Below are 15,814 nucleotides of genomic sequence, written 5' to 3'. Positions count from 1 at the left end.
TCAATTATTTCATTAAACTTTGAAGAAATTTTTAATTTCTTTATCATTTATTAACGATTCTCTTTTAGCCGAAACGCCTTGTTTTGTGTTATACTATGCATTGACAAGTATAAAAAAGAAAAAAGCTCGATGGACTGGACCGCTAATTAGCAGTCCAGCCTTTTGTGCTGCTTTTTAGAATTAGGTGGAAAACAAAAATGAAAATGATCGTCGGGTTAGGAAACCCAGGTACCAAATACCAATATACAAAACACAATATCGGCTTTATGGTCGTGGATAAAATTGCACGCGAGCATCAAGCTACTTTCAAAAAAAATCCGTTCGAAGCAGAAGTTGCCGAATTTTTTCATAATGGAGAAAAGATCCTTTTAGTCAAACCACAAACATTCATGAATGAATCTGGTCGTGCAGTCGGCCCACTAATGACTTATTTTGGGATTTATCCAGAGGAATTAGTCGTAATCTACGATGATTTGGATCTGGCAGTGGGAAAAATCCGGCTCCGTCAAAAGGGAAGTGCCGGCGGGCATAACGGTATCAAAAGTATTATTTCCCATTTGAATACGAATGTCTTTGATCGAATCAAGGTGGGAATCGGCAGGCCAGAAGGGAAAAAAACAGTAGTCCAGCATGTGCTTAGTCCTTTCAGCAAAGAAAATCAGCCTTTGATAGAAGAAAGCATGTGTCAATCTGTTAAAGCAGTCGAATATCTCATAGAAGGGCATTCGTTCGTGGATGCGATGAATCGATTCAATTGAGGAAGGAGGAAAAGGAATGGATATTATTCAATTAGTCGGAAAAGATCCGCAAGTAAAAGAATGGGTCAGCAATTTAGAAGAAAAAATGCCTAGACAACTAATCACAGGATTAGCGGGCTCAGCGAAAACACTTCTATTTGCTCGAGCGTTTAAGAAAACAAATAAAAACATGATTATTCTGATGCCAAATTTGTATTATGCGAATCAGTTAGCAGAAGATCTGCAACATGTGATTCCGCAAGATCAGATCCATTTATTTCCAGTGGATGAAGTGCTTTCTGCTGAAATGGCCTTTTCTTCTCCAGAAGCGCGAGGCGAGAGAGTCGCAACGCTTAACGCACTTCAAGAAAAAAAAGCAGGTATCTATTTGTTGCCAGTCGCATCTTTGCACAAGCGACTGCCGAATAAGAAAACTTGGCTACAGGCGCAATTGAATTGGCATATTGGTGATGAGATAGACGTGGAAAATCTTCCTCGCCAATTGACTTTGATGGGCTATGTACGAGAAGAGATGGTCGCAAAACCGGGAGAATTCAGTATTCGAGGAAGCATTATCGATATTTACCCGTTAGCGACAACCTATCCTGTTCGTGTAGAACTATTTGATGTAGAGATAGATTCTATGCGGTATTTTGAAGCAGAAACACAACGCTCAATCGAAAAAACGGAAGAAATCTGGGTTTCCCCAACGAGTGAACAAGTCTACGGACCAGAGGATCTAGAACATGGAATAGAGCAAATGCAAAAAATGCTAGAAAAACGGCTTGCTGCGACCACAGAAGAAGCAGACCGCGAGTTTTTGCAAGATTACTTCGGTCAGCTTACTTCAAGCTGGCAAGCAGGTGTCCCGACAGAAGAAGCAAAATTCTACTCAGATCTTCTTTACCAAGAATCTGTGACGATCTTGGATTATTTCCCTTCAAATAGTTTACTAGTCGTTGATGATTATCAGCGAATCATGGAAACAAATCGGGAAATCGAAAGGGAAGCGGCAGAATGGCAGACTCAAAAAATCAGCGAATTGCGGGTGTTTTCTGAGCAGACATTTTCAGCAGATATACAAAAAATCGTGCAGAAGGAAAAGTTCACCACAACCTTTTTCTCGCTCTTTCAAAAAGGAATGGGAAATCTTCGCTTCCAAGCAATCCATAATTTTCAATATCGGACGATGCAACAGTTCTTCGGACAAATGCCATTGCTGAAAACAGAAATGGACCGTTGGCGCAAGCAAAAGCAAACTGTTGTGATTTTTATTCCGACAAAGGACAGGATACGCAAAGCAGAACAAATGCTTCGAGATGAAGACATATTAGTAGTAGAAACAGAAAAAAATGCATTGATCAGAGGACAAGTGCAATTAGTTGAAGGAGCTTTGCAAGCTGGTTTTGAACTTCCTCAAGAAAAAATAGTAGCTATCACAGAAAAAGAAATTTTTCAAAAAACAACAAAAAAACAAACGAGACGTCAAACAGTAACAAACGCAGAGCGATTGAAAAGCTATAATGAATTAAAAGCAGGAGATTACGTTGTCCATGCCAATCATGGTATCGGGAAATACATCGGGATGGAAACGCTAGAAGTAGATGGCGTTCACCAAGACTATATGACTATTTTGTACCAAAACGACGATAAACTGTTTATTCCTGTTACTCAACTGAACCTGATCCAAAAATACGTCGCCTCTGAAGCCAAAGCGCCTCGCATCAATAAGCTAGGCGGAAGTGAATGGACGAAAACCAAGCGAAAAGTCTCTTCAAAAATCGAGGATATCGCTGACGATCTAATCAAATTATATGCCGCAAGAGAGTCAGAAAAAGGATATGCTTTTGGACCTGATGACGCCTACCAAAAAGAATTCGAAAATGCCTTCCCCTACTCTGAAACTGATGACCAGTTGAGAAGTGCAGCGGAGATCAAACGGGATATGGAAAAAGAAAAACCAATGGATCGACTACTCGTAGGTGATGTTGGTTATGGGAAAACAGAAGTAGCGCTTCGAGCGGCCTTTAAAGCGATAAAGGAAAGCAAACAAGTAGCCTTTTTAGTTCCAACAACGATCTTGGCACAGCAGCACTATGAAACGATGCTGGAAAGATTTGAAGGTTTCCCCGTAAATATCGGGCTATTAAGTCGTTTCAGAACAAGAAAGCAACAAAAAGAAACCATCGAACAACTGCGTACAGGTCAAGTTGATATTGTTGTAGGGACCCACCGAATTTTGTCAAAAGATATTGAATTTAGCGATTTGGGTCTACTGATCATTGACGAAGAACAACGTTTTGGTGTAAAACATAAGGAACGATTGAAACAGTTACGTGCACAAGTGGATGTTTTGACTCTGACTGCAACACCGATTCCGAGAACTTTGCATATGTCGATGTTAGGCGTGCGGGATCTTTCAGTAATCGAAACACCGCCTGCGAATCGTTATCCGATCCAAACATATGTTATGGAAAAAAATCCTGGGGCTATTCGCGAAGCAATCCATCGAGAAATGGGACGAGGTGGACAAGTATTCTATTTATATAATCGGGTAGAAACGATCGAACAAAAAGTAGAAGAAATCCAAGAACTCGTTCCGGAAGCACGGATCGGTTATGCTCATGGGCAAATGACAGAGGCGCAATTAGAAAATACGCTTTTTGAATTTATTGAAGGTCAGTATGATGTTCTTGTCACTACAACCATCATTGAAACAGGAGTAGATATCCCGAACGCAAATACGTTGTTCGTTGAGAACGCTGATTATATGGGATTATCCACGTTATACCAATTGCGAGGGCGGGTAGGAAGAAGCAGCCGTGTCGCATATGCTTACTTTATGTATGAGCAGCAGAAGATCCTTAACGAAGTCAGTGAAAAACGTCTTCAGGCAATCAAAGATTTTACAGAACTGGGATCTGGATTCAAGATTGCGATGCGTGATCTTTCCATTCGTGGTGCAGGTAATCTCTTAGGTGCTCAGCAGCATGGATTTATTGATGCAGTCGGTTTCGATATGTATTCTCAAATGCTAAGCGAAGCTGTTTCTCGTAAACAAGGAAAGAATAGTCAAGTGGAGAAGACCACTGTTGAGATCGACCTCGGTGTCGATGCGTATCTACCTGAAACATACGTGGCAGATCAACGGCAGAAAATCGAGATCTATAAACGAATTCGTGAACTTGATTCGCAAGAAATGCTAGATGAACTAGAAGATGATCTGCTCGACCGTTTTGGAGAATATCCAGAAGAAGTAGCACATCTCTTGACAATTGGGCAGATCAAAATGGATGGCGATCGAGCGCTCCTAGAAACGATAAGGAAACAGGAGGCGCATATAGTCTTTACTCTAAGTAAAGTTGGAACAAAACGCTATAGTGTGGAACAGTTATTCGAAGCACTGACAGCGACAAAACTAAAAGCCAGTCTAGGCGTTGAAAAAGAACAGATGGTGATACGCTTGACGATCCCCAACCAAATGGAAGAAGCAGTATGGCTTCAGGAAATCCAAAAGTTTGTCAAAGCGTTGCGTGAGCAAAAATATCTGTCAGCGTAGGAAGGAGCAATGATTTGGATCATAAAGAAATGCGGCGCGTCATGCAAGGAGCATTTGTATTGACGATTGCTTCTTTCATAGCAAAAGTATTAAGTGCCCTTTACCGAATTCCCCTCCAAAACTTAGTCGGCGACGAAGGTTTTTATGTTTATCAGCAAGTTTATCCAATTTATGGGATAGCAATGACTTTAGCTTTATCCGGTCTTCCGCAGTTCATATCAAAGTACGTTGCAGAAAGAAAGAATCCTTTCGAGCGAAAGCAAGCTTTGCAAAATCTTTATCCCTTAGTATTTTGGACAGGTGTCTTTTTGTGGTTGTTTGTCTTTGCATTTAGCAGCTGGATTGCTTGGATGATGGGAGACATACAATTGAAACCGCTGATCCAAGTAGTTTCCTTTACCTTTTTGCTGATGCCTGGTCTATCTTTTTATCGAGGGAATTTCCAAGGAAGATTCTTGATGGAACCAACTGCTGTTTCTCAAGTAGTTGAGCAGTTCGTTCGTGTTTTTGTGATTGTCTGTAGTGCGTTTGCTTTTAGAAAGCTTGGATGGACGGTGTACCAAACAGGGACGGCAGCAATGAGTGGAGCTGTTTTTGGCGGTTTATGCGCATATGGGATCCTTCACTACTATGAACAAAAGATTCATGGAGGAGCGTTAAGCTTCCGACGGTTTCCATTGTTCAAACAGCCGTCAAAGCCCTTGATCCGGCGTTTTCTGGTAGAAGGCGGACTGGTTTCGATTTATAGTGGATTGCTTATCTTTTTCCAGCTGATCGACTCTTTCTTTGTAAAAAATGCTTTGGAAGTTTACGGACTGTCAGAATACGGTGCGAAGATAGCAAAAGGGGTCTATGATCGAGGTCAGCCTTTAGTACAATTAGGTTTAGTGATTGCCACTGCATTAAGTGCGACATTCCTGCCTGCGTTGACTCGTCATTTGACCAACCGGATCTATCGTCAGTTTTTACAGACAGCCAAAATCTATCTTAGATTGACGACCGCTTTAGCATTAGCTGCGTCTTTGGGATTAGCCTTGCTGCTCCCTTATATCAATTATGCGTTGTTTAAAGATTATGCGGGAAATGCAGCGCTTGTATTATTTGTTTTTTCCATTGCTTTCACTGCAGTCATCCAAGCTTATCAAAGTATTGCTCAAAGCAAGAACTCGTTTCGCCCTTCTTTAAAAGGCGCAGGATGGGGACTATTGGTAAAAGGATTGACTACTTCTTTTCTGACCGGTTTATTAGGAACAGCAGGTGCAAGCCTGTCTACCCTTTTAGGATTAGGTGTGACGCTTTGGTATTTTGTTCGAATCGAAACAAAAGAGCTAAATGCTTTTTGGAAAGAACGGCATTTTGGACGGAAGTTGATGATCAGCCTTCTTTGTATGACAGTAGTACTGCTGCTGTATTATGGTGTATTGAATATAGTATTTGGTCCTGTAACTCATCGTTCCACTGCTTTTTTTGTCAGCGTGATAGGAGTTGGGATCGGGGCTTCTGTGTTCATTTATGCAGTGATCCGTCTTCGTCTGTTTACAGTACGAGAATGGCTAATGTTGCCTTTTGGTAAGAAAATCCTGCGATTAAATAAAAAAATTAAAAAGTGAGGAATAAGATATGCGATTAGATAAATTTTTAAAAATTTCCCGAATCATCAAAAGACGATCAGTAGCAAAAGAAGTAGCTGATAAAGGAAGAATTCAAATCAACGGTAAATTGGCGAAATCTTCCAGTGATGTCAAAGTAGGCGATATTTTGAAAGTCCAGTTTGGCAACAAAACGTTGGAAGTGAAAATTACGGAATTACATGAATCAACCAAAAAAGAAGATGCACAAAAAATGTACGAAATTATTTCTGAAAATCGCACAGAAACACTAGAGAAATAGATTAGACAAGCTTTCACGATATTGGTATAATGAAAAAGACAATCAAAAAGATTGGAGCGAATACAAGTGACGAAAAAAAGCAATAAAATCGCTGCGCTAGATACGGAATATGCAAAGAAAAAGTATGCTGAATTTCAGCAACAACAACGTCAACTGATTTTTCGAAGACGCAGACTGGCTGCAATTTTTGTTGGTGCTTTGGTCATTTTCGCGATAATAGGTGTGCAGATTTTCCATGACATGCAAAGGATGCATCAATTGAACGAATTGAGAGTCGAAGCAAATACTGAAATGAAAGAAGTCAACGCAGACGTTGATCAGCTGCACCAAGATGTTTCATTGCTGAAAGATGATGAGTATGTAGCTAAACTTGCCAGAAGCAAATTCTTTTACTCAAAAGACGGTGAAAAAGTTTATCCTATATTAGAATCAAATACAGACAGCTCGACAAATGAAACAGATCAATCAACTAGTTCTACAACTGCAAAATAAGCAGGAATATAAAAAAGGGAAATAATTAGGAGGAACATTTTTTTTATGTCAATCGAGGTAGGAGCAAAACTGCAAGGAAAAGTATCAGGAATCACAAATTTTGGTGCGTTTATTGATCTAGGTGCTGGAAAAACGGGTCTAGTTCATATTAGCGAAGTGTCAAATGGCTATGTAAAAGACATCCATGATGTTTTAAGTGTAGGAGATGAAGTAACAGTCAAAGTTATTTCAGTAAATGATGATGGAAAAATCGGACTATCTATCCGGAAAGCGCAGGAACAACCTGCTGAATCTAGAGAAGAAAGCCGTCCTAAAAAATATCAACAAAAAGATCCCCGTGACAACCGAAATCGTCCAGCACAGAAAAAATCTTTTTCTCGCAGTCAACCTTCAGCTCAAAAAGAAGACTTCGATTCATTGATGAGTTCATTTTTGAAAGATAGCGATGACCGCTTATCTTCATTGAAGCGAAACACAGAAGGAAAGCGCGGTGGCCGTGGCGGACGCCGCAGCTAAAAAGCCGCAAATAACGATAGTGCGACTATTTGGGTCATAGTATCAACAGAGGGCAGGTTAATTGTCGTTTTAGACGTTTTCCCGCTCTCTTTTTTTTAGGAAGAAAGGGTGTGGAAAGGATGAACGTTGAAAAAGGCGGGAAAAAAACACCGCTATTACAGCAGTCATTTATTCGGCACGGGAATGAACAAGGATTCTGGCAACAAGGATCGAGAATTTTAGCAGCGGTATCAGGTGGTGTTGATTCGATGGTTTTGCTCCATTTACTTTTACAAGTGCAACGCCAAATCGGTTTTTCTTTAGGTATCGTCCACATCAATCACCAATTAAGAGAAGAATCAGCAGAAGAAGCTGCCTATCTTCGCTCATATTGTGAAGAGAAGAATCTCCCTTTCTATGTAAGTATTTGGGAAGATCCAGCCAAATCCGCCATAGAAACAGAAGCTCGTAACTTTCGTTATCAAGAATTCACTCGCGTGATGGAAGAAGGACAATATGACACATTGATGACTGCTCATCACGGAGATGATCAAATCGAGACGGTGTTAATGAAAATCGTTCGTGGGGGACAGTTAAATACTTTTTCTGGAATCAAAGAAGTACAACCATTTGCTGCTGGCAGACTGGTTCGTCCGTTGCTGAGTTTTAGCAAAGAAGACCTATATACTTATGCAGCGGAATCGCAGCTTGTTTACTTTGAGGATCAGACAAACCAATTGTTAGATGTCCAGAGAAATCGGCTTCGTCATTTGGTAGTTCCTCAATTGAAACAAGAAAATACACAGGCGTTGAGACATTTCCAGCAATTTTCGCAACAGATCCAATGGGCAGACCAAGTCATTCAAAAATATATGGGACAGTTGATCGAAAAGGAAGTCGAACAGTGGGAGGAACAATTTCGATTTTCTGCAGAAATGATTGAAGAAATGACAGATGCTGAACGATACTATTTTTTTTACTCCTTTTTCGACAAAGCATTCTCAAAAACAGGGATTATTTTGAAAGAACAACAAATGGAGTCGATTTTAGACCAGTGGCAACAGAAAAAAAGCCAATGGCAACTCAGTATTGGCAATAATTGGATACTGAAAAGAGAGTATCATTTTGTTGTACTCGCTAAAAAAGAAAAACAAGCAACTAGCCAGACAGAAGACCAGCGCTTGTTGCTGATTCCAGAACAAGGAATATATTTGAATGAAACAGAATGGATTGGTCTGGTCAAACCTGAAAATGCAGGGGACATCAAAGCAACAGATTCATGTTCTCTATTTTCTCATGACATTTGGATTCCTGCTGATGTGCAACTGTATGTCGAAAAAAGAAAAGCAGGAGACCGCATTAAATTAACAGAGAATCTCACAAAAAAAGTATCTAGATATTTTATTGATCAGAAAGTACCTAATTCACAAAGGCAGCATGCTTGGATCATTACAGATGCCAAAAGAAATATATATAGCTTGATACCTTTTGCCTTTTCATATTTGAGTATTCGTGAAGAAACTGATAAAATACACTACATACTTCTTTACAAATATCAAAAAGAAGCAATTGGAAGGAGAACCTGATGTTGGAAAAGGATATTGAGAGAATTTTGATCTCACAAGAAGAGATACAAGTTCGTTGCAAAGAACTAGGCAAAGAGTTAACAGAAATTTACCAAAACACCAATCCCCTAGTAGTAGGTGTCTTAAAAGGAGCGGTACCATTCATGGCAGATATCGTTCGTTCTATCGATACGTATTTGGAATTGGATTTCATGGATGTTTCAAGCTACGGGAATGCAACAGTCTCGTCAGGGGAAGTAAAAATCGTCAAAGACTTAGATACGAATGTAGAAGGTCGCGATCTGTTGATCGTTGAAGATATCATTGACAGCGGAAGAACACTTGCTTATTTAGTGGATCTTTTCAAATACCGCAAAGCAAAATCAGTCAAAATTGTTACACTACTTGACAAACCTGAAGGAAGAGTAGTAAATATCGAAGCAGATTATGTTGGCTTCAACGTACCAAATGAATTTGTGGTCGGTTATGGCTTGGATTATGCAGAAGCATATCGTAACCTTCCGTACATCGGTGTATTGAAACCTAGTGTTTATCAATCAAATTAATGCTGTATCTCAATTAAATTATGGTACAATAGAATGGTCAGGATTGATAAAAAACTGTTAAATTAAATTGACGCTTAGGGAGGGCAACTATGAACAAAAAGAACAACGGCATGATGAAAAATGCCTTGTATTATGTCCTCGTAATCTTAGCGATGGTAATGGTCGTTTATTTTATTTTTGGTAATAACGGCCAGCGATCGTCAGATATCGAGTACTCAAAATTCACAGAACAACTACAAGCAGGCAAGATCAAAGAATTTGAAGTGCAGCCTGCAAATGGTGTATATAAGATCACTGGTGAATACAAAGAACAGCAGACCGTCGCTAACAGCGGTGGGTTAGCTATCTTAGGTTCAACAGATACGACTACTACCCATTTCACAACAATCATTTTGCCAAATGATACAACATTGAGCCAAGTAACAGAACTGGCAAAAGAAAACAAAGTTGCTACAACAGTAAAAGAAGAATCAAGCAGCGGTATATGGGTTTCCCTATTGCTTAGCTTCTTGCCAATCGTAATCATCATCTTTTTCTTTTACATGATGATGGGACAACAAGGCGGCGGCGGTGGCGGTGGCGGCCGTGTCATGAACTTTGGTAAATCAAAAGCCAAAGAAGCAGACAAAAAAGCTAATCGCGTACGTTTTTCTGATGTAGCGGGTGCGGAAGAAGAAAAACAAGAACTAGTTGAAGTTGTTGAATTTCTGAAAGATCCTCGCCGATTTGTTGAATTAGGTGCCCGTATCCCGGCAGGTGTACTTTTAGAAGGACCTCCAGGAACAGGTAAAACCTTATTAGCAAAAGCTGTTGCCGGAGAAGCTGGAGTACCGTTTTACTCGATCTCGGGTTCTGATTTCGTAGAAATGTTTGTCGGTGTTGGAGCAAGTCGTGTTCGTGATTTGTTTGAAACAGCGAAGAAAAACGCACCAGCTATCATTTTCATTGATGAAATTGATGCGGTAGGTCGTCAACGTGGTGCCGGTATGGGCGGCGGACATGATGAACGCGAACAAACATTGAACCAATTGCTTGTAGAAATGGATGGCTTCGACGGAAATGAAGGAGTAATCGTCATTGCTGCAACCAACCGTTCTGATGTACTAGACCCAGCGTTACTACGTCCGGGTCGTTTTGACCGCCAGATTTTAGTTGGACGTCCAGATGTAAAAGGTCGTGAAGCAATCTTGCGAGTCCATGCACGGAATAAACCGATGGCAGATGACGTTGACTTGAAAGTTGTGGCTCAACAGACACCAGGTTTTGCCGGAGCAGATTTAGAAAATGTCTTGAATGAAGCAGCGTTAGTAGCTGCTAGAAGAAATAAAAAGAAAATCGATGCTTCTGATATCGATGAAGCGGAAGATCGCGTGATTGCAGGTCCAGCTAAAAAAGATCGCGTAATCAGCAAAAAAGAACGCGAAATGGTTGCTTATCACGAAGCTGGGCATACGATTGTCGGATTAGTATTGAGTCGCGCTCGGGTCGTCCACAAAGTAACGATCATCCCTCGCGGACGCGCCGGCGGATATATGATCGCTTTACCAAAAGAAGATCAGTTCTTGATGACGAAAGAAGATATGTTTGAACAAATCGTAGGCTTACTTGGTGGACGTACAGCTGAAGAAATCATCTTCAATGTCCAATCAACTGGTGCTTCCAATGACTTTGAGCAAGCGACAGCTCTAGCACGAAGCATGGTAACAGAATATGGAATGAGTGATCGTTTAGGTCCTGTTCAATATGAAGGAAACCATCAAGTGTTTGTTGGCCGCGACTATGGTCAAACAAAAGCTTACTCTGAACAAGTCGCTTTCGAGATTGATCAAGAAGTACGAAAAATCTTGATGGAAGCTCATGATAAAGCTCGAGAAATCATCGAAGCTCATCGTGCACAGCATAAACTGATTGCTGAAAAACTTTTGGAATTCGAAACATTGGATGCCAAAGCAATCAAGTCATTGTTTGAACACGGTGTGATGCCTGAAGGTACTGAGTCAAATGATTATCCAAGCGAAAAAGAAGCGAAAACTTTTGAAGAAGCAAAACGTGCTTTGGAAGAAAAAGACGCTGAAAAACAAGCGGAAGAAAAACGTGATTTTGAAGAAGCAAAACATGAACTGAATGAGGAAAATAAAGCAGAACATGATTCAGATTCTCAACAATCAGAAGATAATCATTCAGACGATCAATACAAATAAAAAAATATAGGTCAATTGATCTGATATGACTCCCGAAAACCGGAACAAAAACCGGTTTTCGGGAGATTTCTTTATTTAAGTTGTAAATAGGATGATGTCCTGTTTTCTAGATGATTCTGAATTATTTTTAAAAGAAGCATTCCAAAGTTGAAAAAAGCAGTAGTTGCTAGTATGATTCACTATGAGTTTAAAAACGGAAAAAGGAGTACATAACAAATGAAAGATTATTTGGTTAAGGCACTTGCTCACGACGGATTCGTCCGAGCATACGCCGTTCAAGCAACAAATACCGTAGCGGAGGCACAAAGACGTCATGATACTTGGCACACCTCCTCAGCTGCTTTGGGACGGACATTGGTCGGTAGTCTGCTACTTGGTGCGACGCTCAAAGGAGAAGACAAACTAACTGTTCGAATCCAAGGCGATGGTCCAGCAACAGGAATTGTAGTAGATGCAAATGGAAAGGGAGATGTGAAAGGTTACATCAAAAATCCGCATCTCAGTCTTCCTCTAAATAGTGAAGGTAAAATCGATGTGCGGGGAGCAGTTGGAACACAAGGAATGTTTACTGTCACAAAAGACTTAGGATTAAAAGAACCTTTTTCTGGGCAAACGCCGATTGTTTCTGGAGAAATCGCTGAAGATTTTACTTACTATCTTGCTATCTCAGAACAAATCCCTTCAGCTGTTGGACTGAGTGTATTGGTCAATACTGACGACAGCATCAAGACGGCGGGAGGATTCATGATCCAAATCATGCCAGGTGCCGATGAAGAAACAATCAGCAAGATCGAAGAACAATTAAAAACGACACCAAGAATCTCTACCCTCTTAGATGAAGGACAGACACCAGAAGAAATATTGAAAGGATTGCTTGGTACAGAAGAATTGAACATTTTGGAAAAAATGCCTGTTCAATTCAAATGTGACTGTTCAAAAGAAAAATTTGCAGAAGCAATTATCGCGTTAGGTGCAGAAGAAATCCAAGCAATGATAGACGAAGATCACGGTGCAGAAGCGGTTTGTTCTTTCTGTAATAACAAATACAAGTATAGTGAAGAAGAATTAGCTGGATTGAAGAAAGAAGCCTTAGGAGGGATTTAAGTGGAACACACATGGAAAATCGGCAATGTGGAAATCCCTAATCGTGTCGTTGTTGCACCGATGGCTGGAATAACAAATTCAGCATTTCGAGTCACTGTCAAAGAATTTGGTGCAGGCTTAGTCGTATGTGAAATGATCAGTGACCAAGGTATTCATTTCAGAAACAAAAAAACTTTAGAGATGCTCCACATTGAAGAAACAGAACATCCATTAAGTTTACAGATATTTGGCGGAAATAAAGATAGTCTAGTTGAAGCTGCTCAATTTGTCGAAGAAAACACAGCTGCCGATATAATAGATATCAATATGGGCTGTCCAGTAAATAAAGTGATCAAAGCAGAAGCAGGAGCAAAATGGCTTTTAGATCCTGAGAAAGTATACGAAATGGTCCAAGCTGTTTCTTCAGCAGTAGATATCCCAGTAACAGTCAAGATGCGTATTGGTTGGGATGAAGAGCACGTCTTTGCTGTAGAAAATGCATTAGCAGCACAATCAGCTGGAGCAAGTGCCATCGCTATGCATGGACGTACACGGGTTCAGATGTATGAAGGAAAAGCGGACTGGGAAGTATTGAAAGAAGTGAAAAAACATTTGACGATCCCATTTATGGGGAACGGGGATGTCAAAACGCCAGAAGATGCAAAACGGATGCTTGACTATGTCGGTGCAGACGGTGTGATGATTGGTCGTGCAGCGCTGGGCAATCCATGGATGATTCACCGCACACAGCATTATCTCGAAACAGGAGAACTGATTCCTGAACCAACACCAGCCGAAAAAATTGCTATAGCTAAACTTCATTTACAACGCTTAGCAGATCTCAAAGGAGAAAAAGTAGCTTGTAGAGAATTCAGAACACATGCGGCTTATTATTTAAAAGGGATTCCTCGAGCAGCGAAAGTGAAAGTAGCAATCAATCAGACAGAAAAACAGCAAGAAATCAATGACCTGCTGGATCAATTTGTAGAAAAAGCGGAAAAAGTACTATTGAAACAAACGTTGTGATTTCTAAGTTTTTCGTGAATTTTCAAGCCGAAATTCCAAGTTCGGCTTGCTTTTTTTGTGTTTCATTGGCATTATAGGAAAGAGATTAACATGAGAATGGAGGAACTTTTGTGACACAGGAACAACAACATCAAGTAGAAGATTTAAATGATCAAATGCTTGTACGTCGTCAAAAAATGGAACAATTGCGTGAAGATGGAATCGATCCATTTGGAAAACGATTTGAACGCACGCACAACTCAGAAGAATTGCATGAACTATTTGATCCAAGAACAAAAGAAGAACTAGCAGAAATGGGATTGACCGCTAGTGTAGCTGGTCGTATGATGACTCGCCGAGGAAAAGGGAAAGCTGGATTTGCGCATCTACAAGATCGTGAAGGCCAAATTCAAATTTATGTAAGAAAAGACCAAGTAGGTGATGAGGCCTATGAAGTATTCAAACATGCAGACCTTGGAGATTTCTTTGGTGTAACTGGACAAATCATGAAAACAGACACAGGCGAAGTTTCTATCAAAGCTTCAGAAATCACGATTTTGTCAAAAGCACTTCGTCCACTGCCAGATAAATACCATGGCTTAACGAATATTGAACAACGCTACAGACAACGCTACTTGGATTTAATCAGTAATCGCGAAAGCTTTGACCGATTTATGAAAAGAAGCCAAATTATCAGCGAAATCCGTCGCTATTTAGATGGCAATGGCTATATTGAAGTAGAAACACCAGTATTGCACAATGAGGCAGGTGGAGCTGCCGCACGCCCATTTATCACGCATCATAATGCACTGGACATTGATTTATATTTGCGTATTGCGCTAGAACTTCATTTAAAACGACTAATTGTTGGCGGAATGGAAAAAGTTTATGAAATCGGCCGCGTTTTCCGTAATGAAGGAATTGATACTACACATAATCCAGAATTTACGATGTTAGAAGCATACACAGCATATACTGATTTCAATGATGTAATGAATCTGACAGAAGGTATTATCCGTAACGCAGCTGAAAAAGTACTAGGAACAGCAAAAATCACATATGATGGACAAGCTGTCGACTTAGAAAGTGACTTTAAACGCATCCATATGGTAGATGCAATCAAAGAACAAACTGGTGTAGACTTCTGGCAAGAAATGACATTGGAAGAAGCATTAGCTTTAGCCGAAAAACACAATGTAGAAGTAACCGAAGCTATGGGTGTCGGACATGTTATCAATGAATTCTTTGAAACATTTGTTGAAGAAACATTGACACAACCGACGTTTGTATACGGACATCCAGTCGAAGTTTCGCCTTTAGCGAAGAAAAATCCAGAAGATCCTCGATTCACAGATCGATTCGAACTATTCATCGTGGGGCGCGAATTTGCTAATGCCTTTACAGAACTGAACGATCCAATTGATCAAAGAGAAAGATTCGAAGCGCAAGAAAAAGAACGTGAACTAGGAAATGACGAAGCTCACGGTGTAGACGAAGACTTCTTGGAAGCCTTAGAATACGGTATGCCGCCAACTGGTGGTCTAGGTATCGGGATCGACAGATTAGTAATGTTGCTAACTGATGCACAATCAATTCGGGATGTTTTGCTATTCCCAACAATGAGATAATCGAATAAAAGCTGTCTAAGGAATTCCTTAGGCAGCTTTTGCTGTGTAGAAAGGAATAAATAATAACGAAAGTTCAAAAGCTAATGCCGACTATTCTAGACATTAAAGAAGACGAAAACGAACGATAAAGAAAGAAAAGTTATGAATAATCGTTTATTGAAAAAAACTTGAAAAAATACAAAAAATTCGTTGACCAAGCTAAATTTAGTTGGTATATTATTACTTGTCCAAAAGACAGAAGAAAATATTTATTCAAAAACATAACAAAAAAGTTATTGACATGTTACTAACGACATGATAAGATAACTGAGTCGTTAAAAAAGAACCACTTGCGAAGCTTGGTTCTATCGAAAAAAACTTCAAAAAAGTTCTTGACAAATAACAAACGATAAGTTATGATAAATGAGTTGCTGAAAGATTTCGAAAAATGAAATCGAAAAAAACTTTTAAAAAAGAGTTGACAATCACTTGTCTCTCTGATATGATATAAAAGTTGCTACGGCAGCCAAAAACGAATCGGGAAACACTCCCGATGAAGTAGACCTTTGAAAACTGAACAAAGTAAGACAAACCAAATGTGTAGGGCGTCTTGA

The 15,814-nt window shown here is 40.0% G+C and carries 12 protein-coding genes; all 12 read left to right on the top strand.

All coding sequences use genetic code 11. From position 1 onward, the window contains the following. The first annotated feature begins 197 nt into the window (after positions 1-197). The 12 genes from pth (at position 198) to lysS (ending at position 15,221) form a co-directional block, all read left to right on the top strand. The gene (pth, locus tag OZ002_RS06585) at positions 198-758 is read left to right on the top strand and encodes an aminoacyl-tRNA hydrolase (protein ID WP_002287401.1); all 561 of its coding nucleotides are present in this window, start codon (positions 198-200) and stop codon (positions 756-758) included. A 16-nt stretch (positions 759-774) separates the two neighbouring features. Continuing rightward, entirely contained in the window at positions 775-4,296 is a 3,522-nt protein-coding gene (mfd, locus tag OZ002_RS06580; RefSeq protein WP_156249304.1) for a transcription-repair coupling factor, read from the top strand. A 14-nt stretch (positions 4,297-4,310) separates the two neighbouring features. Beyond that, the gene (locus OZ002_RS06575; RefSeq protein ID WP_156249303.1) at positions 4,311-5,906 is read left to right on the top strand and encodes a putative polysaccharide biosynthesis protein; all 1,596 of its coding nucleotides are present in this window, start codon (positions 4,311-4,313) and stop codon (positions 5,904-5,906) included. A gap of 10 nt (positions 5,907-5,916) precedes the next feature. After that, positions 5,917-6,186, top strand: a complete 270-nt coding sequence (locus OZ002_RS06570; RefSeq protein ID WP_002287407.1) for an RNA-binding S4 domain-containing protein — start codon at positions 5,917-5,919, stop codon at positions 6,184-6,186. Between the two features lie 66 nt (positions 6,187-6,252). Further along, positions 6,253-6,678, top strand: coding sequence for an FtsB family cell division protein (locus OZ002_RS06565; protein ID WP_002287409.1), 426 nt, complete (start codon positions 6,253-6,255; stop codon positions 6,676-6,678). Positions 6,679-6,723: 45 nt separating this feature from the next. Further along, positions 6,724-7,194, top strand: coding sequence for a S1 domain-containing RNA-binding protein (locus tag OZ002_RS06560; RefSeq protein WP_125179101.1), 471 nt, complete (start codon positions 6,724-6,726; stop codon positions 7,192-7,194). Positions 7,195-7,313: 119 nt separating this feature from the next. After that, complete coding sequence (gene tilS, locus OZ002_RS06555; protein ID WP_125179100.1) at positions 7,314-8,759, top strand: tRNA lysidine(34) synthetase TilS; 1,446 nt, start codon at positions 7,314-7,316, stop codon at positions 8,757-8,759. After that, positions 8,759-9,304 carry a hypoxanthine phosphoribosyltransferase gene (gene hpt, locus OZ002_RS06550; RefSeq protein ID WP_002287415.1) on the top strand — a complete coding sequence of 182 codons (546 nt, stop codon included), beginning with the start codon at positions 8,759-8,761 and terminating at the stop codon, positions 9,302-9,304. The genes tilS and hpt overlap by 1 nt, the downstream gene beginning before the upstream one ends. An 89-nt stretch (positions 9,305-9,393) precedes the next feature. Beyond that, positions 9,394-11,505, top strand: coding sequence for an ATP-dependent zinc metalloprotease FtsH (ftsH, locus tag OZ002_RS06545; RefSeq protein WP_002287418.1), 2,112 nt, complete (start codon positions 9,394-9,396; stop codon positions 11,503-11,505). A 216-nt stretch (positions 11,506-11,721) separates the two neighbouring features. Then, positions 11,722-12,609 (top strand): Hsp33 family molecular chaperone HslO, encoded by an 888-nt coding sequence (hslO, locus tag OZ002_RS06540; protein WP_002298174.1) that lies wholly within the window; start codon positions 11,722-11,724, stop codon positions 12,607-12,609. After that, positions 12,610-13,614 carry a tRNA dihydrouridine synthase DusB gene (gene dusB, locus OZ002_RS06535; protein WP_252704079.1) on the top strand — a complete coding sequence of 335 codons (1,005 nt, stop codon included), beginning with the start codon at positions 12,610-12,612 and terminating at the stop codon, positions 13,612-13,614. It abuts the gene before it with no gap. Positions 13,615-13,724: 110 nt separating this feature from the next. Then, positions 13,725-15,221 carry a lysine--tRNA ligase gene (lysS, locus tag OZ002_RS06530; protein ID WP_002296055.1) on the top strand — a complete coding sequence of 499 codons (1,497 nt, stop codon included), beginning with the start codon at positions 13,725-13,727 and terminating at the stop codon, positions 15,219-15,221. Positions 15,222-15,814: the final 593 nt, after the last annotated feature.

The organism is Enterococcus sp. E4-150 (assembly GCF_035726465.1).
Lineage (GTDB): Bacteria > Bacillota > Bacilli > Lactobacillales > Enterococcaceae > Enterococcus_B > Enterococcus_B faecium.
This window is presented reverse-complemented; position numbering and strand designations above follow the sequence as displayed.